A 19,266-nucleotide genomic window follows, 5' to 3' on the forward strand; every position below is an offset into this window, starting at 1 on the left:
AGGAGTCAAAATCCTCCCGGCACCGGGACGATCCACTCACCCCTTCGGCTCGTCGCCGTAATACAGTTCGCCGATGCGGATCTCCTCGCGGCCCTGCGAGACGCGGTGCGCGTTGGTGTCGCGCAGCGAGTAGACGCAACCGCAGTATTCCTGCTGATAGAAGTGCTCGCGCTTGGAGATCTCGATCATCCGCGCCGCGCCGCCGCCCTTGCGCCAGTTGAAGGTCCAATAGCTGATGCCCGGATAATGCGCCGCCGCGCGCTCGCCGCAATCGTTGATCTGCGCCATATTCTTCCAGCGCGAAATGCCGAGCGACGAGGTAATCACCGGGAAGCCGTGTTCGTGCGCGTACAGCGCGGTGCGCTCGAAGCGCATGTCGAAGCACATCGAGCAGCGGATGCCGCGCTCGGGCTCCTGCTCCATCCCCCGCGCGCGCTTGAACCAATTGGCGGTATCATAGTCGGCATCGACGAACGGCACGTCATGCACCTCGGCGAAGCGGATGTTCTCCTCCTTGCGGAGCAGATATTCCTCCTTGGGATGGATATTGGGATTGTAGAAGAAGATCGTATAATCGATCCCGCTCGCGGTCATCGCTTCCATCACCTCGCCCGAGCAGGGCGCGCAGCAGGAGTGAAGCAGCACCTTCTGGGCGCCCTCGGGAGGCGTAAGGATCGGTCGCTGGAGGTCGGTGGTCATGCCCCGCCCCTAGCCGATCGCTGCGCGAAAGTCATCGCATCGCGGCCACCTGACCCCCTATATCGCGCGCGTGAGCGCCGCCGCGAACCGCAAGATCATTCATATCGACATGGACGCCTTCTACGCGTCGGTCGAGCAGCGCGACGCGCCCGAGCTGCGCGGCCGCCCGGTCGCGGTCGGGGGCGCCCGCGCGCGCGGCGTGGTGGCGGCGGCCAGCTACGAGGCGCGCGCCTTTGGGGTACGCTCGGCGATGCCCTCGGTCTCCGCGCTGCGGCGCTGCCCCGAGCTGGTGTTCGTGCCGCCGCGCTTCGACGTCTATCGCGCGGTCAGCCAGCAGATCCACGCGATCTTCGCCGATTATACCAATCTGATCGAGCCGCTCTCGCTCGACGAGGCCTATCTCGACGTCACCGAGGACGTGCGCGGGCTCGGCTCGGCCAGCGCGATTGCCGAGCAGATCCGCGCTCGCATTGAAGCCGAGACCGAGCTCACCGCCTCGGCCGGGGTGAGCTATAACAAGTTCATCGCCAAGCTCGCCTCCGACCAGAATAAGCCGAACGGCCTCTGTGTCATTCCGCCGGGGCGCGGTGCGGCCTTCGTCGCCGCGCTGCCGGTCAAGCGCTTCCACGGCGTCGGCCCGGTCACCGCCACGAAGATGGCACGGCTGGGCATCGAGACCGGCGCCGACTTGCGCGACCGCGACATCGCCTTCCTGCGCGCGCATTTTGGCAGCCACGCCGATTATCTCCACAGCGCCGCGCGCGGGATCGACGAGCGCCCGGTACGCGCGCACCGTGAGGCAAAGTCGGTCGGTGCGGAGCGCACCTTCGAGACCAACTTGGCCGGGAGCACCGCGGTCGAGGAGGCGCTCGAACACGTCGCCGACGCGGCCTGGGCGCGGATCGAGCGCGCCGCGGCGCGTGGCCGCACCGTGACGCTCAAGCTGCGCCGCGCCGACTTCACCACGATCACTCGCGCGCGCTCGCTGACGACGCCGATCGAGGACCGCGCGCAGATGGTGGCGATCGGCCGCGCGCTGCTGGCGCCGCTGCTGCCGGTCGAGGGAGGGATCAGGCTGCTGGGATTGACGCTCTCGGGGTTGCAGCGCGACGAGGCCCCCGCGCAGGCGGCGCTGCCGCTACTGTAAGCGTTAGCGCGACGGCCCGCTTCGGACATCGACTCCAGCCCTCAAGGCGCTCCTGCGTCCGCAGGCGCGCACTCGGTGAGTCCCCGCGCGCTCCCCTTCACATCGTCGCGTGAGTCATCCACCGCAGCACGTGGCGACTCGGCCGGTCCGCCGAGCATCGGCTATCGCGCGCCACGAACGAGGAGAATCACCGATGAAGCCACCGATCGGCCCGACCACCCGCCTGTGCATGTCGCTCGCCGCGCGTCCCGGCACCTTCGGCTCGCGCTTCCACAACCATCTCTACGAAGCGCTCGGCCTGGATTATGTCTATAAGGCCTTCACCACGATAGACCTGGAGGGTGCGGTGCGCGGGATCCGCTCGCTCGGCATTCGAGGCTGCGCGGTGTCGATGCCGTTCAAGGAAGACGTGATCCCGCTGCTCGACGGGTTGCGCGACTCCGCCGCGGCGATCGACAGCGTCAACACCATCGTCAACGACGACGGCACGCTGCTCGGCTACAACACCGATTACAGCGCGGTGCGCACGCTGGTGGAGCCGCTCGCACGCGCGCCGTTCCTGCTGCGCGGCAGCGGCGGCATGGCCAAGGCGACCGCCACCGCGCTGGTCGACGCCGGCTTCGTCGAGGGCGTGATCGTCGCGCGCAACCTGGCGAAGGGGAGCAAGCTGGCGGCTGCACTGGGCTGCGCGTGGCAGGCCGAGGGCGAGGCGTCGCGCGCCGCGGTGCTGGTCAACGTCACCCCGCTCGGTATGACCGGGGCCGACGCCGAGGCGCTCGCGTTCACGCACGCGCAGGTGGAGGCCGCCGAGGTGGTGATCGACGTGGTTGCCAAGCCGGTCGAGACGCCGCTGCTGCGGCTGGCGCGCACGCTCGGCAAGCTCGTGGTCACCGGGGCCGAGATCGCCAAGCTTCAGGCGCTCGAACAATTCGTGCTTTACACCGGAGTGCGACCGACCGAGGCGCAGATCGCGGCGGCGGAGGCCTATGCGGTGGCGCCGTGACGCTGTCCGTCCCGGACGCGAAGCAAAGGGGCGTCATCGGCCCGTAGAACCCCACAGCGGCGCGAATCTGATCAGCAGCGAGCTCCGGCAGGGGCGATGATCTTGTCGGTCGGACCAAGGTGCTGACCAGCCGACCTCCGCGTCGGTATGCGACCGCCGCTTATCCGGGCATCGGACACCCGGCGACGCGAGCTCCGCAACGGAACGTCTCGCTTTGATGCCGCATCGATCCTGTTACCGCGCACTCAGCCGGCGCACCGCTCAGGTGAGGTTGGCGCGGGTGATCACCGTCCGGGAGACTACGTCCGCGCCATAGGTCTTGAGCGCAGCGGCATGAACGAGTTCACGTAGCACCTGAAGCTGCGGCACATAGCCCTCGGCCGGGCCGGCGATCGGCGCGGCGAAGCTGGTGCGGTTGACCGCGTCGGCGAGCACCGGCAGGCCCGAACGTATCTCGTGCTCGCGCCGCACCGGCACTTCGATCTGCGCGTCGAAGCTGAGATAGCCAAGCAGATGACCGTCCGATCCGACGAGTGGAGCCGTGAGTGTGCCGATCGGGACGAACTCGCGCCGCCGGGCGGCGGCGAGGATATTGTCTCCCCCGACGAGGTGGCTGACCTCAAGGGCGCTCAGGCTGCCAACGGCGACGCCGCAGAGCAGGACGAGCAGACGACGCGCGAAGGGTGGCACCGCGATGATCCTTAAGGCTCAGAAACGAAGGCTGACGTCGCGCGGCAGCACGGAGGGTTCGGACAGGACGATGATCGCGATCCGGCGGTTCTCGGCGCGGCTCGGCTGGTCGGGATACACCGGCTGCGTGCCGGCGCGCGCGACGATCTGGGCGAAGCGATCGGGCGAGAGCCCGTCCGCCACCAGGGTGTCGCGTGCGGCCTCGGCGCGGGCGCCCGAGAGCCGCCAGTTTGCCGCGCTCTGCGCGCCGCCCTCGGCGCTGGTATGCCCCTCGATCGCCAGCTGGGCGTCAACGTGCTGGAGTCGCCGCGCGACCTGCGCGAGGAGCGAGCGGCCGTACGCGTTCAACTCGGCGGTGGGCCCGGCGAAGACGCTCTGCTGCGCGGTGTCCATCAGCGTAATCCGAACGCCGTCATGCTCCCGCTCCACCTGCACCGCGCGCGGACCCTGCGTCGCATTGGGCGCGAGTTCGAGCGCGACACGCAGCTCGTCGGCGAGCGCGCGGCGGCTGGCGGCGGCGACATTGGCAGTACCGCCGCGCGACGCCCCGGCAGTACCGGCCTCGGCGCTCAGGGTGCCGAAGGCTCGCATCTGGTCGCCCTGTGCGCGTCGTAGCCGACCACCGGTCCCCGGCTCCAGCTCGGGCTGGTCGGTCTGCGCTGCCGGCGCCATCGTCGTGACCGAGGTGGAGAAATATTGGGCGAGGCCCTTGAGTCGCCCCTTGTCGGGTGTTGCGATCAGCCACATCAGCATGAAAAAGGCCATCATCGCAGTCACGAAGTCCGCATAGGCCACCTTCCACGCGCCGGCATGCCGGGTTGACGCCCCCCGTCGCGAGCGCCGACGTCGAATGACGATCGTCGGCGCGGCATCCTCGCCCGCCGCGCTCATGCTCGCTTCTCCTGATCGCCGTCGCGCTCCTGAGTGACACCGCCGGTCACCTCGTCCGTGGGCGTCGTCGGATCGCCAAGACGCGCCAACGCGTCGGCTGCGCTGCGCCGCGCCTTCTCTCGCGGCGGCTCACCCCGCGCAGTGCCGAGCAGCGCTGCGCGTGCGGCGTCGTACATCGCGCCTGGGCCGTCGATCCGATCGTCCTCATCCGTGCTCATGCCAGCGCTCCGAAGACATGCTCGATCTTCTCGCGCAACGTCGCCGGGGTGAAGGGCTTGACCACGTAATTGTTGACCCCCAGCGCCGCCGCTCGCTCGACCACCGCGCGGTCCGATGAGCCGGTTAGCATGATGAAACCGGTCTTGCCGATGTCCGGATCGCTCCGCACCGCCTCCAGGAAGGCGAGCCCATCCATCTCGGGCATGTTATAGTCCGAGATGACCAGATGGACCCGATCGGCGCGGATCGCATCGAGCGCCTGCGCGGCGCCGGAGCAGTCGCGCACGTCGCGGAATCCGAAGTCCTGCAGCGCGCGGCAGATCATCGCCCGCATGCTGGTCTGGTCGTCGACGACCATCACTTTGATCGCTGAAGCTTGTACCATAAGCGCTTTCCAGCTCCTCCTGGGAATGTACCGAGCTGCGCGCTGGTCAGGCTGCTTGGGCGAGGTTGAAACGCTGCTGCGCGTCGTCGAGCGACGCCTCCAGCTCGGCGAAGCTGGGCGCGGCTTCCGAGGGCGTCATACGACGCGCCAGTTCGATCGAGAGCTGGGTCGGCATGCCCTGCGCATGCGCGACGATGGCCGCCTTGACGATCGAATAGGGCTTGCAGTCCTCGTCCACGACCTGCGCGAGCTTCGCGCCCAGCGGGCCGACGAAACAATAGGACAGAAGCACGCCCAGGAAGGTGCCCACCAGCGCGCCGCCGATCATCGCACCCAGGATGTCGGTCGGCTGATCGATCGAGCTCATCGTCTTGATCACGCCGAGCACCGCCGCGACGATGCCGAGTGCGGGAAGGCCGTCCGCCATCGTCTGCAGCGCGTGGACCGGCTGCGCCTCCTCGGCGTGATGGCGATCGATGTCGCTCTCCATCGCCTCCGATAGCTGGTGCGGGTCGTCGAGGTTGACCGTCATCGCGCGCAGATAGTCGCAGATGAACTCGATCAGCCCGGCATCCGCCAGCAGCCGCGGATAAGCCGCGAAGATGCTGCTGTTCTCCGGATCATCGATATGGTTCTCGATCTTCGCGGCACCTCCCTTGCGGAACAGCAGCAGCAGCGAAAAAAGCAGCGCGAGCAGGTCGCGATAATCGGCGGTGCGCCAGTGCGGCCCGCGGAACGCGCGCGCCACACCGTTGAGCGTGCGCTTTGCGATCGCCACCGAATTACCCAGCATGAACGCGCCGATCGCCGCGCCCGAGACCGCCAGCAGCTCATAGGGCATCGCATGAAGCACGACCGCCAACTTGCCGCCCGACAGCACGAAGCTGCCGAAGACGCAGACCAGCACCACCACTATTCCGATACTGTTGAACATCGCCATCCTGCCCAGAGCGCGGCTGAGGCCGCTGCCTGTTTATAGGAGGATTGGCCCGGGCGACGGCGCTTCGCGCAGAAATTCCACGGGCTCGTCCGGTCGTTCCAAAGCCTTCGCGTCGCCTCGGCTCGATCGGCGACTATAATGAAGCGTCAGACCGTTACGAGGAGATCACCGTGTCCGTCCAAGCCTATGTCAAGGCGCGTGCCTATGCCGAGACGCCACGCATGAGCGAGCTGCGGCTCATCGCTGAGGTGACGCACGAGCTGGTCTCCGCAGCGGAGCAGCGGCTCACCGGCGCGGCCCTGATGGCGCCGCTCCACCGCAACCGCGAGATGTGGGCGCTGTTCGCGACGATGTGCGCCGACGATGCCAACCAGCTACCGCCCGAGCTGCGCGCGCGGATCGTCTCGCTTGGTCTTTGGGTCGATCGCCACACCAGCGCGGTGATGCGCGGTGAAGACGACCTCGACGCACTGATCGACGTCAACCGCACGATCATGGAAGGCCTCACCGACAACCCGGGGGGGGCGGGTCAGCGAAGCTGACAGCGGCCGCCCGCACGTCAGCGGGCGGTCGCTGTCGCGGGGCCCTGAGAGCGGCGCGGCTCAGCCGAAGCTCTTCACCAGCGAACCCGCGACGAGCGCCCAGCCGTCCACGAGCACGAAGAAGATGATCTTGAGCGGCAGCGAGATCGAAACCGGTGGCAGCATCATCATGCCCATCGCCATCAGCACCGCCGATACCGCCAAGTCGATCACGAAGAAGGGCAGCAGCAGCAGGAAGCCGATCTCGAAGGCGCGGCGCAGCTCGGAGATCATGAAGGCGGGCATCAATGTCGTGAGCGGCACCGCCGCGCGCGACGGCGGCCGATGACCGGAGAGCTGGACGAACAGCGCCAGATCCTCGCGCCGCACGTGTGCCAGCATGAACTGCTTGAACGGTGCGCTCGTCTGTTCGAACGCTTGGGTCTCGCTGATCTTGCCCGCGCTATAGGGCGCCACGCCCTTCTGCCAGGCGATGTCGAAGGTCGGCGCCATGACAAAGAAGGAGAGGAAGAGCGCCAGGCTGATGATCACCGGGTTGGGCGGCACGCCCGGCGCGCCGATGCCGCTGCGCAGCAGCGAGAGCGCCACCACGATGCGGGTGAAAGCGGTCACCGTCATCAGCAGCCCGGGCGCGAGGCTCAACACCGTCATCGCCAGGACGAGCTGCATGGCATGGCCCGACAACGAGTTCGCCACGCCCTGCGGCAGCACCGCCTGCGCATGGGCGGCGACCGGATAGGCGAGCACGGCGGAAGCGCCGACGGCGATCAGGACGGAGCAAGCGCGACGGCGCAGCGAACGATCACGCATGCGCCGCCTCCCCGCCCCACGTGACCGAAGCGACGCGCGTCTCGGCTGACGCATCGGGGTCGAGCCGCAGCACCTGGTCGCCCGACAGGAGGATCAGATGCTCGCGCGAGTCATGCCGCACCAGCAGCAGTGCGCGGCGCTGGTCGAGGGCGAGCCGCTCCACCACGTGCAGCCGCCGCTCGTCCGCCCCGCCGGCACCACCCGGCAGCGCCAGCCGCAGCGCGCCGGTACCATAGCGCCGCACGCCCCAGGCGCCGGCGGCGAGCAGGCCGAGGACGAGCGCGAGCGCGCCGAGCGACCTCAGCAAGGCGATCAGGTCCATCGCTCAGGCGGCCGGGCGCACGATGCGGCTCACCTCGAACGACAGCGCTTCGCCGCTGAGTACGACGCGCCCCTCGGCGATCACGGAGTCGCCGACCTGGATCTGGCTGGGATCATTGTGGCCGCAATCGAGCGTGACCATCGTCCCGCGGCTCAGTTTCAACACCTGGCGGATCGGCAGGTCAACCGACCCGAGTACGACCGATAGTTCCACGACGATCCCGTCGAGCGCGCTCATGCATGTCCTCCTGTGTTCGCCAGATTGTAGGAAGAATTCCGCGCCGGACGGCGGTTGCGGCGAAATTTGCCTATAACAGGAGCGACAACGGATAGCGGGAGCAGCCGATGAGCTTCAGAAATGCGGTCGAGATCTCGGCCACTGGTCTACACGCGCAGTCGCTGCGCATGCGTGTGATCGCGGAGAACCTCGCCAATAGTGACTCGCTCGCCACCACCCCTGGCGGCAAGCCGTATCAGCGCCGCGTCGCCACCTTCCAGACCGCGCTGGATCGCGCCAGCGGCGCCCAGGGCGTCCGCATCCGCTCGATCACGCCCGACAAGGCGCCCTTCTCGCGCGTCTACGCGCCCGGCACGCCCGCGGCGGACCCGGCCGGCTACGTGCTGCGCCCCAACGTCGACGGCCTGATCGAGGCGGCCGACATGAAAGCGGCGCAGCGCGCCTACGAGGCCAATCTCAGCGCCATTGAGGCCGCACGCGGCATGGCGGCGCGCACGCTCGACGTGCTGCGCTGATCCCATATTTTTAGGGAGATAGACGATGTCGATCCAGGCGCTCGACGCGCTCAACGCTTACGGGCGCACCGCGCGCTCGATCATCGCCGGGCTCGGCGAGGCAGCGCCGACCGCGGCGCGTACCGAGGTAGAGAGCGGCGGCGGCTTCGCCGCTTATGTTGCCCCGCTGATCGAGCAGACCGGCACCGCGCTACGGACTGCCGAGACCGCCAGTGCGCGCCATGTCGTCGGGCAGGGCGACATCATCGACGTGGTGACCGCGATCGGCGCCGCCGAGACCGCGCTCAACACGATGGTCGCCGTGCGCGATCGCGTGGTGAACGCGTACAATGAGATCATGCGGATGCAGATCTGAGGTCCACGCGATGACCGGGACCGAAGCGATCGAGATCACGCGCGCGGCGATGATGCTACTCCTGACGCTCGCGGGGCCGCTGCTGATTGCCTCGCTGATCGTCGGCGCGGCAATCGGGCTGCTCCAGGCGCTCACCCAGATCCAGGAAATGACGCTCACCTTCGTGCCGAAGATGATCGTGCTCGCGCTGGTGCTGCTGGTGACGCTGCCGCTGATGGGTCAGTCGATGGCGCGCTTCATGGATCGGATCGTCGACCTGATCGTCGCCGGTCACTGATGCTCGACGCGCCGCTCGAGTTCACCGCCTGGCTCATCGTGTTCGCGCGCGTGGGCGCCATGACGATGGTGCTACCGGGTTTCTCGGAGGATGCGCTGCCCGGCCGCGTGCGGCTGTTGCTGGGCATCGGGCTCAGCATCGGCATCGCCGGCATGGTGCACGCGCGCGCGATTACAGCGGCGCGCGGGGACGTCGGGCTGGTCGCGGTGCTGCTGGCCGAGCTGCTCACCGGGCTCGCGATCGGGCTGATCGTCCGGCTGCTCTACCAGGCGATCAACATCTTCGGCGGCATTGCCAGCATGCAGGTCGGGCTCGGCTCGACGCTGATCGTGGACCCGGCGCAGGGCGGACAGGTGCCGCTTCTCGGCCGCATCGCCGCGCTGGCCGCGCTGATCACGTGCTTCGCGGCACAGCTGCACCATGTCTGGATCGGCGCGCTGCTCCACTCCTATGTCACGTTCCCGATCGGAGGAATGCCGCCGCCGGCCGATTTCGCGCGGCTGGCGGTGAGCAGCGCGGGCGCGACGATGCGGATCGCACTGAGTCTCAGCGCGCCGCTGCTGCTGTACGGCATCGCCTTCAACGTCGCGCTCGGTCTCGCCGGGCGGATGGCGCCGATGCTGCAGCTCTTCTTCATCACCCAGCCGCTCAACCTGCTGCTCGGGCTCGCTCTGTTCGCCACAACCGCGGGTGTCGTCATCACCGGCTTCACCGCGGCGATGGGCGGCGCGCTGCGCGACAGCGGGCTGATCTGAGCGATGGCCGACGCCGAGCAGAGCCAGAAGACCGAGGAACCGACCGATCGCCGGCTCGAGGAGGCGCGCCGCCGCGGCGAGCGCGCGGTCACGGGCGAGGTACGCCACGCCGCGATCGCCGCCGCCGCGCTCACGCTGACCGGCACGGTCGGCGCGATGGTGGCGATGCATCTGGCGCGGCTGTTCGTCCGCCTTTGGGGCGCCGCACAGGATTACCCGCTCGAGCCGCGCGATGCTCCCGCCTTCGCGCGCGGCTTCCTCGCGGAGACCGGCTGGGCGCTGGCGCCGATCGCGGCAGTGCTGGTGGTGGCGGCGCTGCTCGCGGCAGTGATCCAGGCGCGCCCCAGCCTTTCGTGGACGCGGGTGGCGCCGCGCTGGTCCAAGGTCTCGCCCGGCGCCGGGTTCAAGCGGATGTTCGGCACGCGCGGCCTCGTCGAGTTCCTCAAGACGCTGGCGAAGAGCTGCTTCGTCGCGGTGATCGCCTTCGCCGGGCTGTGGCCGCACGTCGTCGCGTTCGACCAGCTGGTCGACGCCGCGCCCGACGCGCTGCTGCACGCCGCGGTCGGTCTGGTAGCGGCGCTGCTGCGCTGGACCACGATCGCGCTGGTGGCGCTGGCGCTCGCCGACGCGGTCTATCAGCGCCGCGCGTTCCTGCGCGGTCTGCGGATGACGCGACAGGAGGTGATGGACGAGCACAAGGACAGCGAGGGCGACCCGCGTTTCAAGGCCCGCCGACGCGCGATCGCGCTGCAGCGTGCGCGCCGCCGCATGATCGCTGCGGTCAAACAGTCGACGGTAGTGGTCACCAACCCGACACATTATGCGGTCGCGCTCAAATATGAGGTCGGCGACCAGCACGCACCGCTCGTGGTCGCCAAAGGGGTAGACGCGCTCGCGCAGCGTATCCGCGAAGCGGCGCAAGAAAACGGCGTGCCGATCGTCGAGAGCCCGCCGCTGGCGCGCGCGCTGTTCGCCAGCGCCGAACTCGACCGGCCGATCCCGGTCGACCATTATGCCGCGGTCGCCGAGATCATCGCTTATGTCGTCCGCTTGAGCCGCAGCCGCCGCAGCGTCGAGAAAAGGGGCGATCAACACCCGGCGGGCGGCGGCCGCATCCTATAAACCGTGTGATGCGACTGACCCTGCTTCCCCGCCCGCGCGACCGCCGATCGGTCGGCCGCCGCTCGCCGTCGGCCCTGGCGGCCATGACGCTGCTGCTCGCGCTCAGCCTCTCTCCAGCGACCGCGCGCACCGTCGCGCGGATCAAGGACGTGGTCGACGTCGAAGACGTCCGCCCCAACCAGTTGGTCGGCTACGGGCTGGTGGTCGGGCTGGCGGGCACGGGCGATCGCACCCGCAACGCGCCCTTCACCGAAGAGTCGATGCCCGGCAAACAGATGGCGATCGACGCCGATTTATCCGCCGGGATGATCACCGAGGAGCAGGCGCGCGCCAAGCGTGCCGAGTTGGAGGCCGAGAGCGGCTTCTACGGCGCGATGGACGGCGCCTCCAAGTTCGTGAAGGGCGACGCGATCGCCTGCGTCGTAATCACCGGGATCAACATCCTGGTCGGGCTGACGATCGGCGTTGTGCTGCACGGGCTACCGTTCGGCGAGGCGTTCCGCACCTATACGATCCTCACCGCAGGCGAGGGCCTGGTCAGCCAGATTCCCGCGCTGATCGTCTCCACCGCGGCTGGTCTGCTTGTCTCCAAGGGTGGTGCGCGCGGCAAGACCGGCATGGCGCTGAGCGAGCAGCTCGGGCGCTATCCCCAGGCGTTCGCGATCGTCGGCGCGCTGCTCGCCGCGCTCGCACTCGCGCCGGGCCTGCCGTTCCTGCCGTTCGCGCTGCTCGCGGCGGGCTGCGGATGGCTGAGCTGGTCACTCGGCCAGACCGCCGCGCGTCGACGCGCCGACGAACTCGCGGTTTCGATCATTGAGGCGGAGAGGAGCGCGGCCGAGGCCGCCGAGCCGATCGCCGAGACGCTCGTGATCGACGCGGTGCGGATCGAGCTCGGTTACGCGCTGCTGCCGCTCATCAACGATTCGAATAGCGAGCCGCGGCTGGACGATCAGGTCCGCGCGCTGCGCCGCCAGCTCGCCGCCGATTACGGCTTTGTGCTGCCCGCGGTTCGCATCCTCGACAACATGACCCTGCCGCCGCACCAATATCTCGTCTTCGTGCGCGGCACCGAGGCAGCGCGCGGCGAGATCCGCATCGACAAGCTGCTGGTGATCAACCCGGGCGGCGCACCGCTCGGCCTCGCGGGCGAGGCGGCGCGCGAGCCGGTCTTCGGACTGCCCGCATTGTGGATCGACCGCAGCCTGCGCGACGAGGCGGCGCTGCGCGGCCTCACCACGGTGACTTGCGGCACGGTGGTGACGACCCATCTCACCGAGGTGGTCAAGGCCAACCTGCCCGACCTGCTCACCTACACCGAGACGCAGAAGCTGCTCACCGAGGTGCACCGCGACGTCGAGAAGCTGGTGGCGGAGATCATTCCGTCCAAGATCACGGTCTCGGCGGTGCAGCGCATATTGCAGACGCTGCTGGCAGAGGAAATCTCGATCCGCGACATACCGACGATACTCGAGGGGATCGCGGAAGCCGTGAGCTTCACCCAGTCGATCCGCTTCATCGCCGAACATGTGCGCGCGCGCCTGGCACGCCAGATCTCGGCGCAGAACTTGCGCGACGGCGCGATCCCGGTGGTGCAGCTCGGCGCACGCTGGGACGAGGCTTTCTCCGAGGCAATCGTCGGCCAAGGCGACGAGCGGCAGCTGGCGATGGCGCCCGACCTGGTGCAGCGCTTCATCGACTCGGTCGCGCGCGCGCTTGATCGCTGGGCCGAGCGCGGCGAGATACCGTGCCTGCTCACCAGTCCGGCGCTGCGCCCGTTCGTTCGCTCGGTCATCGAGCGCGCGCGTCCTGCCACGGTGGTGCTGTCACAGAGCGAGATCCACCCGCGTGTGCGCGTGCGCGCCCTCGGCACGCTGGACGATGATTCCGCCACCGCCGCCGCTGCCTGAGCGAGCGGCATCCTATGAAGATAGGACGTGAACCTTGGATTGTGGAGCGAGCGTACCGGTGATCAACGTCCATTCCGCCGCGACCAGCGGCCAGCTCGCGCCTTCGTTCAAGCTATCCGACGAGGATAACGGTCCGACCGCGGGTCGCTTCGATCAGCTGCTCGCGAGTGAGCTTGCCGTCGAGGGCGAGGCGCTGAACGCCCGCGACAATGCGACGGTCGCGGAGATGGCGTCCGGCCGCGCCCAGGTCCCCGCGAACCCCAACGGTGTCCAGCCCGGCAGCGACACTCCCAAACTCGGTGCGGCGTCGGCACCGCTTCTTGTCACCGAGCGAGCAGCGCCACCGGCTTCGGCGAACGTAAGTGCGGTTGATGACGCGGTCGCGGCGCTCAGCGGCCACGGTGACACGATCGTCGCGACCTCTGCCGAACACGCGCGTCCGGCTGCCGCCCCGGTCGCGGGGTCGAACGGCACAATGGCGCCGCGCACGACGCCGGTGGCTGCCACGATCAGCCTTGGCGGCGGTCCGATTCTCGGCGCATCGGTGACCGACGGGTTGACGCGGGTCGCCGACGCAGATCCTGCCGCACCCCAGAACGGCAGCGGCGCCATGGTGTCCAGCAGCAACACGTCACCCGAGGATCAGGGAACGATGGTCGCCGATCTCGACGGCTCGACCGGAGAGGAAGGCGACGCCGGGGGGGCGGCCGGGGCGTCGCTTGCGACGCTGATCCCGCTGGTCGCAGCGATGCATATCGGCAAAGCGATCGGCCAGGTGCTGGCCGAGACGACCGTCACGACGGGCAAGCTGGCCTCAACGTCGCTGGCAACGAAGGCGCCTGCTGGCGCGCGCAAACTGATCGAAGCGGCCGACGCGTCCGAGAAGGCCTCGGGGCAAGCGAAGCGCGCCGAGTTGGCTGACAGGACGCCGCCCTTCGAGATGGCGGCGGATATGCCGGCCGGTGCCGGCCCGCATCGCGCCGGTTCCTTGTCTGCGCTCACCGCTGTCCCGCTTGGCCTCGCTACGGCGCCGGTCGCCGCCACGCCCCTATCCGCTGCCGTCGCGCAATCCGGGCCGGCGGCGGCGGATACCGCCGCGCTACGCCACGTCGAGCGGCTCTACGCTCCGCATGACGGGGCAGCACAGAGCGGTAGCGCCGGTGTGTTCGCTCGCCTCGGCACGATCGGGCAGGATACGGGCGTGGCGCTCGCGCGCGGCGTCGCGGACGGGCGTGACCATGTCGCGATCCGGCTGGACCCGCCCGACCTCGGCCGAATCGACGTGCAGTTGAGCTTCGGCCAGGACGGCGGGCTTCGCGCCGTCGTCGCGAGCGACAATCGCGCCGCTCTCGACCTGTTGCGCCGTGACCTCGACCAACTGCAACGCGCGCTGGCCGACGCGGGTGTACGCGCAGACGCGCAGTCGTTTCATTTTTCGGAACGGCAGCCGGGTGGCAGTCAGCGGTGGGACGCGCCAGTCGCGCGCGACCAACGCCATGCCGCGCTCACCGACCCCGCCGCCGAGCGACCGAGCGCCGCTCCCATCCCTCGCCGGCTGCGTTCGAGCGGCCTGATCGACGTCTTCGCCTGAGGAATTGCCACCATGACCGCCCCGATCAGCACGTCCGACGTGAGCAGCGTCACCGAGAAAGTCGCCGCGCAGAAAGCCGCCGCACAGAAGGCGGCGGCCGACCGCGCCGCGCTCGACAAAAACGGTGAGGCCATCGCCACACCGGAGAGCAAGCCGGTGATCAGCGCCGACTTCAACATGTTCTTGAAGCTGCTGACGTCGCAGATCCAGAACCAGAATCCGCTCAGCCCGATGGACACAGCGCAATTCACCAACCAGCTGGTGCAGTTCGCGCAGACCGAGCAGTCGATCCAGCAGAACAGCACGCTCAAGACGATCCTCGCCAAGCTGACGTCGCAGGAGCTGGCGCAGGCCTCCTCCTATATCGGGCGCGAGGCACGGTTCGACGCGCAGGTCGCGGGACTGACAGCCGACAAGCCCGCGACTTGGTCGTATCAGTATAGCCAGAAGCCGGCGGCGCTGTTGGCGGAGATCAAGGACAGCAAGGGCTCCGTCATGAAGACGATTGCGCTGAATCCCGCCACCAAAGGCAAGATCGTGTGGGACGGCAGCAGTGCGCTCGGCGGCAAGGCGCCCGAGGGCAATTACACGCTCTCGCTCGTCGCCAAGGACGTCAACGGCGCGACGATCAACGGCGCGGTCACCGCGGCCGGGACGATCACGTCGGCGATGATGCTCGACGGCCGGGCCATCGTCACGGTCAACGGCGCCAATTACCCGCTCGACGCGCTGCTCTCGATCGACAACGCCGGCGCTGCCGCCAACACCACTGCCTGAAGAGGACTATCCGCGCGATTCTTCCGCCCTCGACAAAGTCAGAAATGCCTTGGTTCGGGATCCACTTTGCCGCGTTCGCCGAAGGCTTCGGTTCGCGGGACGGTAAGTCTGTAGAACAGGTCCGTGATGACGGAAGATCGTGAGTCCCCCATGGGGGGTCGCAGAGAAATCCTGAATTCGGAGCACCGTCTCGTTCACGAGGGCTAGCGACGTCTACCGATTCGCGCATAACCGTGTTTCAGTGATGCGCAGACCGGTCCGGCAGCGTCACGCTTTGCCGTACCGCCGGTCACGATCGCTCAGCCTCGGCCGTTCATGCCATGCCGCAGGAGTCATCGCGGCTCACCCGCGCCCGCGACCCGCATTACCGAGCACGAGCGCAGCGAGCAGCCGGCCAGTATAGCGCAGGCATAGTTCCTGGTGGATCGCCGCGGCCGCGTCGCTGCTGGCGACGATGGCGCGGACCGCCTCCGTGCGCGCTCGAGCGGCGTGATAGTCGGCGTCGTGGTCGTGGTACATGGGCGATCTCCTCGCGCCCTTCCTCGCCTCCCCGCTTGTCACCGGCATGTCGGCGATGTTGCGCCCGCGTCATCATTGTCGCGCGGCTGAGCGTTTGTCGCAGCGGGCGCGTGACGAAAGGTTGCGCGACGGAACCCATCGTCTCGCGCGTCATTGAAGCCGGCGTCCCACAGCACAGGAAGTTGATCCATGCGTAAGATTCTCCTCTCCAGCCTGCTCGTCGCCGGCGCGGTGAGCATGTCAGCCTGTTCGACTCTGCGCGGCGCGGCGATCGGTGGCGCGGGCGGCGCCGGTGTTGCGGCGGCAACGGGCAAGAATGTCGAGAAGGGCGCGGCCGTCGGCGGCGTCGGTGGCGCGGTCGTCGGCACCGTGGTCGACTGAGACCAATCAGCACGGCGAGGATGGGGAGACGGCAACCGTCCGGCGTCGACGTGACGCCTGCGCTGAACGTCTCCCCGTCCCGCCATCAACAACAGGAAGGTCGATCGGCGCAGTCGCGGAGCAGATCAGCCCAAGCACGATCCTTGGGTCGGCCGAACAAGACGAACATCGCCTCGAGCTCCGCCAACCCGGGCACGTAGACGTTGCCGACCGATCGCCGCGTGGCGGGCTGGACCGGCACCCATCGACCCGAAGAGTAGACGTGAAGCCCCGCCATCAGCTCGATCGGCAGCGTCGCACCGTCCAGGCGGGCAAACAGGGACGAGCGGAAGCGCGCGCCCGGCCCGCCGACCACCACAGCGCCACGCCACGCCGCCATCGCGTCATGCGCGTCGCGCAGACCGAGCACCACGTCGACGTCGGCGACCGACGTCGCCGCCCCATGAAGGCACGCCGCCGCGCTGCCGATCACCCACCACGGATCGCGCGCGCCGCGCAGCAGCGTCGCCACCTCGTCCAACGCGGCGGCGAGCGGCATGACGCGCCTCAGTCGCCGGTCAGGATGCGATCAACCAGTTGCTGCACCGTCGGTACGAAGCCATTCGAGTAGAACGGATCGCGCTTGAAATTGTACGCGGCGTGACCGGCGAACATGAGATTCTGGTCGGTGTCGCCGCCGTGCGCGATCTCCTGCAGCGTCTTTTGAATGCAGAAGCTGCGCGGGTCGGCGAGACGCCCTGTCGAGTTGGTCTCGGTGTCGGCCCAGCTCGAGAACAGGCACTGGCTGAGGCAACCCATGCAATCGGCCTGATCCTTGCGGATCTCGGCCTTCTCGCCGGGTGAGACAAAGACGAGCGTGTTGTCGGGCGTCTTAAGCGCGTCGGTGAAGCCCTCGCCGAACCATTGGCGCGCGCGCAGCAGGTCGTTGCGCGTCACCCAGAAGTTCTTGCCCTTCACGCCGACGTCGAGTTGGAACACGTGATCGCCGGCCTCCTGGGTCGAGAAGGCGATCTGGCGCTCCGATCGCGCCTCGAGCGAGCGCAGGAAGGGGTTGCGTACCGCGGAGGAGTAGAAGCCGGTCGGCGAGAAACGGTGGAGGAGCACCTCGCCCTCCTCGATCTCCATCAGCTTGGCCTTCCACGGCTCGGGAATCGGGCTTTCGCGCGTCAGCAGCGGGCGCGTGCCGTACTGGAAGGCGATCGTGCCGAGCTCGGGATTGTCGATCCAGTCATTCCAGTCGCGCAGGTACCAGACGCCGCCCGCCATCACGATCGGCGTGCTGTCGGGGATGCCGCCCTCGCGCATCGTCTCGCGCAGCGCCTTCACGCGGGGATACGGATCCTCGGGCCTGAGCGGATCCTCGGCGTTGGACAGGCCATTGTGCCCGCCCGCGAGCCACGGATCCTCATAGACCACCGCGGCGAGCCACTCGCTCGCCTTGGAATAAGCACGCTTCCACAGCGCGCGGAAGGCGCGGCCGGAGCTGACGATCGGCAGGTAGCTGACGTTGTACGAGGCCGCGATCTCGCTAAGCTTATAGGGCATGCCTGCGCCGCAGGTTACGCCCGAGACCAGCCCGCGGGTCCGCTCCAGCACACCGTGCAGCACGCGCGGCGCGCCGCCCATCTCCCACAGCACGTTGATGTTGATCGCGCCCTTGCCGCCCGCGATCTCCCAGGCGCGCTGCACCTGCTGCACCGCTCCCTCGATCGCATAGGCGATCAGTTCCTCGTGGCGCTCGCGCCGGGTGAGCGCGCGATAGATCTGCGGGATGATCTTGCCGTCAGGGTCGTAGCTGTCGGCGTTGACCGCGGAGACCGTGCCGATCCCGCCCGCCGCGGCCCAAGCTCCGGCCGAGGCATGGTTGGTCGCGGCGACGCCCTTGCCACCTTCCACCAGCGGCCACACCTCGCGGCCTCCATAGACGATCGGCTTCAGCCCCTTGAACACGCTCTTCCCACTTCCATCACTGACGTAGTGCGCGTCCGTATAAAGCAATCAGGCAGAAGCGCGACAAAATTGCGATTCAACCGAGACAAGTGGGTCGCCCCGCCGCCTCGGCGTAGAGCGCGGCGTAGCGGGCGATCATGTCCGTTTCGTCGTACTCGGCGCGGGCTTTGGCGCGGTTGGCGGCCCCGATGCGGGCGCGCAGCGCAGGATCGCCGGCGAGCGCCTGGATCGCGTCGCGCAAGCGCACTTCACCGTGATGCTCGGTGACGAAGGGCAGGTTCTCGGACGCGACCATCTCGGCGACGTCGCCGACCGGTGGGCTCACCACCGGCAGCCCCGTCGCCATCGCCTCAATCACGCTGGTCGGCGACTGCTCGCTCGTCGAGGATAAGGCGAGCAGGTCGAACAGCCCCATGTAGCGGTAAGGTCGCTCGACTGCGCCGGTGAGCACGACCCGATCGTCGATCCCCATCGCCAAAGCGGCGCGCTCGATGGCGCCGCGCTCGGGCCCGTCGCCGACAATGAGGAGGCGGAAGCGGGTCGACAGACCGCCGACCGCGCGCACCAGCGCGGGCAGGTCCTTGTGCGGCAGCAACGCGCCGACCGCGCCAATCGTAAGCTCGCGCTCATTGCGGACGAAGCCGGGCAGCGCGCGGGGGTCGGGCCGTTCGGCATAGAGCGCGGTGGCGACGCCGTTGCCGATGCGATGGACGCGCGCGCGCGGCTGCTTCCACGTCCCCAGCGCAATGCGTTCGAGCGCGCGGCTCGGCACCACCAGTGCGTGCGCGGCGGACAGCGCGAGGCGGCGGTAGATGGTATGATCGCGGCGCAGACCGCCGGCCTCGGCGCCGACGAAGCCGTCCTCGTGATGAATCACCGGCGGCAGCCCGCGCGCGAACACCCGCCGCGCCATCACCGCGTCGATCGCGGTCCAATCATAGGTGAGGACGAGGTCGTGGCCGCGCATCAGCTTTGCCAGCGTCTCGTAGCGCGCGAGCGACGGCTTGCCCGCGAGGGGCGGCACCTCCTGCGCGATCTCGTACCGCACGCCCTTGCCGACACGGTACCGCGCCGCGAGCCGGGTGGGGTCGGCCACCACCAGCCGGTGCCGCGCGCGATCGCCGAACGCAGCCATCAACCGCGCCACGCGCGCACCACGCGCATCGAGGTCGAAGCTCGGCAGGACGTGGAGGAGCGAGAGCGGCTGTGGCATGGTGGCCACATAGCGGCGT

At 68.5% G+C, this 19,266-nt stretch carries 25 protein-coding genes; 12 read left to right on the forward strand and 13 right to left on the reverse strand.

What is annotated here, in order from left to right; genetic code table 11:
* Window positions 1-36: 36 nt before the first annotated feature.
* Window positions 37-699: an epoxyqueuosine reductase QueH gene (locus tag QBJ89_RS16945; RefSeq protein ID WP_277981652.1), complete on the reverse strand. Its 663-nt coding sequence runs from the start codon at window positions 697-699 to the stop codon at window positions 37-39.
* A gap of 61 nt (window positions 700-760) precedes the next feature.
* Between QBJ89_RS16945 and dinB the strand changes: the two genes are divergently transcribed.
* Together dinB and QBJ89_RS16955 are read left to right on the forward strand one after the other, a co-directional pair.
* Window positions 761-1,846, forward strand: a complete 1,086-nt coding sequence (dinB, locus tag QBJ89_RS16950; RefSeq protein ID WP_431522551.1) for a DNA polymerase IV — start codon at window positions 761-763, stop codon at window positions 1,844-1,846.
* A gap of 193 nt (window positions 1,847-2,039) precedes the next feature.
* Window positions 2,040-2,849, forward strand: coding sequence for a shikimate 5-dehydrogenase (locus tag QBJ89_RS16955; protein ID WP_277981654.1), 810 nt, complete (start codon window positions 2,040-2,042; stop codon window positions 2,847-2,849).
* A 261-nt stretch (window positions 2,850-3,110) separates the two neighbouring features.
* Here QBJ89_RS16955 and QBJ89_RS16960 read toward each other — a convergent pair whose 3' ends face one another.
* From QBJ89_RS16960 to motA, 5 genes are all read right to left on the reverse strand, one after another.
* Window positions 3,111-3,539: a hypothetical protein gene (locus QBJ89_RS16960; protein ID WP_277981655.1), complete on the reverse strand. Its 429-nt coding sequence runs from the start codon at window positions 3,537-3,539 to the stop codon at window positions 3,111-3,113.
* 18 nt (window positions 3,540-3,557) lie between these two features.
* Entirely contained in the window at window positions 3,558-4,430 is an 873-nt protein-coding gene (locus QBJ89_RS16965) for a flagellar motor protein MotB (RefSeq protein WP_277981656.1), read from the reverse strand.
* Window positions 4,427-4,648: a hypothetical protein gene (locus QBJ89_RS16970; RefSeq protein ID WP_277981657.1), complete on the reverse strand. Its 222-nt coding sequence runs from the start codon at window positions 4,646-4,648 to the stop codon at window positions 4,427-4,429. Before QBJ89_RS16970 ends, QBJ89_RS16965 begins: the two co-directional genes overlap by 4 nt.
* Window positions 4,645-5,007 (reverse strand): response regulator, encoded by a 363-nt coding sequence (locus tag QBJ89_RS16975; protein ID WP_277981658.1) that lies wholly within the window; start codon window positions 5,005-5,007, stop codon window positions 4,645-4,647. The genes QBJ89_RS16970 and QBJ89_RS16975 overlap by 4 nt, the downstream gene beginning before the upstream one ends.
* A gap of 73 nt (window positions 5,008-5,080) precedes the next feature.
* Window positions 5,081-5,968: a flagellar motor stator protein MotA gene (gene motA / locus QBJ89_RS16980; protein WP_277981659.1), complete on the reverse strand. Its 888-nt coding sequence runs from the start codon at window positions 5,966-5,968 to the stop codon at window positions 5,081-5,083.
* Window positions 5,969-6,144: 176 nt separating this feature from the next.
* On the opposite strand from motA, the gene flaF reads away from it, so the two are divergent.
* Entirely contained in the window at window positions 6,145-6,516 is a 372-nt protein-coding gene (flaF, locus tag QBJ89_RS16985; RefSeq protein WP_277981660.1) for a flagellar biosynthesis regulator FlaF, read from the forward strand.
* Window positions 6,517-6,576: 60 nt separating this feature from the next.
* Here the strand turns inward: flaF and fliP are convergent, their stop codons facing one another.
* From fliP to QBJ89_RS17000, 3 genes are read right to left on the reverse strand one after another with little or no spacing between them, the layout of a single operon-like run.
* Window positions 6,577-7,326: a flagellar type III secretion system pore protein FliP gene (gene fliP / locus QBJ89_RS16990; RefSeq protein ID WP_277981661.1), complete on the reverse strand. Its 750-nt coding sequence runs from the start codon at window positions 7,324-7,326 to the stop codon at window positions 6,577-6,579.
* Window positions 7,319-7,648 carry a flagellar biosynthetic protein FliO gene (locus QBJ89_RS16995; protein WP_277981662.1) on the reverse strand — a complete coding sequence of 110 codons (330 nt, stop codon included), beginning with the start codon at window positions 7,646-7,648 and terminating at the stop codon, window positions 7,319-7,321. The genes fliP and QBJ89_RS16995 overlap by 8 nt, the downstream gene beginning before the upstream one ends.
* A 3-nt stretch (window positions 7,649-7,651) precedes the next feature.
* Window positions 7,652-7,885, reverse strand: coding sequence for a FliM/FliN family flagellar motor switch protein (locus tag QBJ89_RS17000; protein ID WP_277981663.1), 234 nt, complete (start codon window positions 7,883-7,885; stop codon window positions 7,652-7,654).
* 107 nt (window positions 7,886-7,992) lie between these two features.
* On the opposite strand from QBJ89_RS17000, the gene flgC reads away from it, so the two are divergent.
* Genes flgC through QBJ89_RS17040 form a run of 8 tightly spaced genes read left to right on the forward strand, consistent with a single transcriptional unit; the run spans window position 7,993 to window position 15,184 of the window.
* On the forward strand, window positions 7,993-8,400 hold the full coding sequence (gene flgC, locus QBJ89_RS17005) for a flagellar basal body rod protein FlgC (RefSeq protein ID WP_277981664.1): 408 nt from the start codon (window positions 7,993-7,995) through the stop codon (window positions 8,398-8,400).
* Between the two features lie 25 nt (window positions 8,401-8,425).
* Window positions 8,426-8,755 (forward strand): flagellar hook-basal body complex protein FliE, encoded by a 330-nt coding sequence (locus QBJ89_RS17010; RefSeq protein ID WP_277981665.1) that lies wholly within the window; start codon window positions 8,426-8,428, stop codon window positions 8,753-8,755.
* A 10-nt stretch (window positions 8,756-8,765) separates the two neighbouring features.
* Window positions 8,766-9,032 (forward strand): flagellar biosynthetic protein FliQ, encoded by a 267-nt coding sequence (locus QBJ89_RS17015; protein WP_183919725.1) that lies wholly within the window; start codon window positions 8,766-8,768, stop codon window positions 9,030-9,032.
* Window positions 9,032-9,787, forward strand: coding sequence for a flagellar biosynthetic protein FliR (locus QBJ89_RS17020; RefSeq protein ID WP_277981666.1), 756 nt, complete (start codon window positions 9,032-9,034; stop codon window positions 9,785-9,787). The genes QBJ89_RS17015 and QBJ89_RS17020 overlap by 1 nt, the downstream gene beginning before the upstream one ends.
* A 3-nt stretch (window positions 9,788-9,790) precedes the next feature.
* Entirely contained in the window at window positions 9,791-10,909 is a 1,119-nt protein-coding gene (locus QBJ89_RS17025) for an EscU/YscU/HrcU family type III secretion system export apparatus switch protein (protein ID WP_277981667.1), read from the forward strand.
* Between the two features lie 8 nt (window positions 10,910-10,917).
* Complete coding sequence (locus QBJ89_RS17030; RefSeq protein ID WP_277981668.1) at window positions 10,918-12,816, forward strand: FHIPEP family type III secretion protein; 1,899 nt, start codon at window positions 10,918-10,920, stop codon at window positions 12,814-12,816.
* A 58-nt stretch (window positions 12,817-12,874) separates the two neighbouring features.
* Window positions 12,875-14,407: a flagellar hook-length control protein FliK gene (locus tag QBJ89_RS17035; protein ID WP_277981669.1), complete on the forward strand. Its 1,533-nt coding sequence runs from the start codon at window positions 12,875-12,877 to the stop codon at window positions 14,405-14,407.
* Window positions 14,408-14,419: 12 nt separating this feature from the next.
* Window positions 14,420-15,184: a flagellar hook assembly protein FlgD gene (locus tag QBJ89_RS17040; protein WP_277981670.1), complete on the forward strand. Its 765-nt coding sequence runs from the start codon at window positions 14,420-14,422 to the stop codon at window positions 15,182-15,184.
* A gap of 342 nt (window positions 15,185-15,526) precedes the next feature.
* On the opposite strand, the gene QBJ89_RS17045 is transcribed toward QBJ89_RS17040, so the two are convergent.
* The gene (locus QBJ89_RS17045) at window positions 15,527-15,703 is read right to left on the reverse strand and encodes a hypothetical protein (RefSeq protein WP_277981671.1); all 177 of its coding nucleotides are present in this window, start codon (window positions 15,701-15,703) and stop codon (window positions 15,527-15,529) included.
* Window positions 15,704-15,892: 189 nt separating this feature from the next.
* Between QBJ89_RS17045 and QBJ89_RS17050 the strand changes: the two genes are divergently transcribed.
* A complete protein-coding gene (locus tag QBJ89_RS17050; protein ID WP_277981672.1) occupies window positions 15,893-16,084 on the forward strand; it encodes a hypothetical protein in 192 nt (63 codons plus the stop codon).
* An 85-nt stretch (window positions 16,085-16,169) separates the two neighbouring features.
* Here QBJ89_RS17050 and QBJ89_RS17055 read toward each other — a convergent pair whose 3' ends face one another.
* From QBJ89_RS17055 to QBJ89_RS17065, 3 genes are all read right to left on the reverse strand, one after another.
* On the reverse strand, window positions 16,170-16,622 hold the full coding sequence (locus tag QBJ89_RS17055; RefSeq protein ID WP_277981673.1) for a hypothetical protein: 453 nt from the start codon (window positions 16,620-16,622) through the stop codon (window positions 16,170-16,172).
* A gap of 8 nt (window positions 16,623-16,630) precedes the next feature.
* Window positions 16,631-18,034, reverse strand: coding sequence for an NAD(P)H-dependent flavin oxidoreductase (locus tag QBJ89_RS17060; RefSeq protein WP_277981674.1), 1,404 nt, complete (start codon window positions 18,032-18,034; stop codon window positions 16,631-16,633).
* 76 nt (window positions 18,035-18,110) lie between these two features.
* Entirely contained in the window at window positions 18,111-19,247 is a 1,137-nt protein-coding gene (locus QBJ89_RS17065) for a glycosyltransferase (RefSeq protein WP_277981675.1), read from the reverse strand.
* Window positions 19,248-19,266: the final 19 nt, after the last annotated feature.

Origin of the sequence: Sphingomonas phyllosphaerae (assembly GCF_029623345.1) — a bacterium.
Classification (GTDB): Bacteria; Pseudomonadota; Alphaproteobacteria; order Sphingomonadales; family Sphingomonadaceae; genus Sphingomonas; species Sphingomonas phyllosphaerae_C.

Bases quoted from the DNA above. Each gene is read 5' to 3' on its own strand.
- fliP (WP_277981661.1), bottom strand. From the start codon at position 7,326: ATGCGTGATCGTTCGCTGCGCCGTCGCGCTTGCTCCGTCCTGATCGCC.
- QBJ89_RS16945 (WP_277981652.1), bottom strand. From the start codon at position 699: ATGACCACCGACCTCCAGCGACCGATCCTTACGCCTCCCGAGGGCGCC.
- QBJ89_RS17040 (WP_277981670.1), top strand. From the start codon at position 14,420: ATGACCGCCCCGATCAGCACGTCCGACGTGAGCAGCGTCACCGAGAAA.
- QBJ89_RS17065 (WP_277981675.1), bottom strand. From the start codon at position 19,247: ATGCCACAGCCGCTCTCGCTCCTCCACGTCCTGCCGAGCTTCGACCTC.
- QBJ89_RS17045 (WP_277981671.1), bottom strand. From the start codon at position 15,703: ATGTACCACGACCACGACGCCGACTATCACGCCGCTCGAGCGCGCACG.
- QBJ89_RS16975 (WP_277981658.1), bottom strand. From the start codon at position 5,007: ATGGTCGTCGACGACCAGACCAGCATGCGGGCGATGATCTGCCGCGCG.
- QBJ89_RS17000 (WP_277981663.1), bottom strand. From the start codon at position 7,885: ATGAGCGCGCTCGACGGGATCGTCGTGGAACTATCGGTCGTACTCGGG.
- QBJ89_RS17030 (WP_277981668.1), top strand. From the start codon at position 10,918: ATGCGACTGACCCTGCTTCCCCGCCCGCGCGACCGCCGATCGGTCGGC.
- QBJ89_RS16995 (WP_277981662.1), bottom strand. From the start codon at position 7,648: ATGGACCTGATCGCCTTGCTGAGGTCGCTCGGCGCGCTCGCGCTCGTC.
- QBJ89_RS17010 (WP_277981665.1), top strand. From the start codon at position 8,426: ATGTCGATCCAGGCGCTCGACGCGCTCAACGCTTACGGGCGCACCGCG.
- QBJ89_RS17055 (WP_277981673.1), bottom strand. From the start codon at position 16,622: ATGCCGCTCGCCGCCGCGTTGGACGAGGTGGCGACGCTGCTGCGCGGC.
- flgC (WP_277981664.1), top strand. From the start codon at position 7,993: ATGAGCTTCAGAAATGCGGTCGAGATCTCGGCCACTGGTCTACACGCG.
- QBJ89_RS16955 (WP_277981654.1), top strand. From the start codon at position 2,040: ATGAAGCCACCGATCGGCCCGACCACCCGCCTGTGCATGTCGCTCGCC.
- QBJ89_RS17050 (WP_277981672.1), top strand. From the start codon at position 15,893: ATGCGTAAGATTCTCCTCTCCAGCCTGCTCGTCGCCGGCGCGGTGAGC.
- QBJ89_RS17025 (WP_277981667.1), top strand. From the start codon at position 9,791: ATGGCCGACGCCGAGCAGAGCCAGAAGACCGAGGAACCGACCGATCGC.
- QBJ89_RS17015 (WP_183919725.1), top strand. From the start codon at position 8,766: ATGACCGGGACCGAAGCGATCGAGATCACGCGCGCGGCGATGATGCTA.
- QBJ89_RS16970 (WP_277981657.1), bottom strand. From the start codon at position 4,648: ATGAGCACGGATGAGGACGATCGGATCGACGGCCCAGGCGCGATGTAC.
- motA (WP_277981659.1), bottom strand. From the start codon at position 5,968: ATGTTCAACAGTATCGGAATAGTGGTGGTGCTGGTCTGCGTCTTCGGC.
- QBJ89_RS16965 (WP_277981656.1), bottom strand. From the start codon at position 4,430: ATGAGCGCGGCGGGCGAGGATGCCGCGCCGACGATCGTCATTCGACGT.
- QBJ89_RS17020 (WP_277981666.1), top strand. From the start codon at position 9,032: ATGCTCGACGCGCCGCTCGAGTTCACCGCCTGGCTCATCGTGTTCGCG.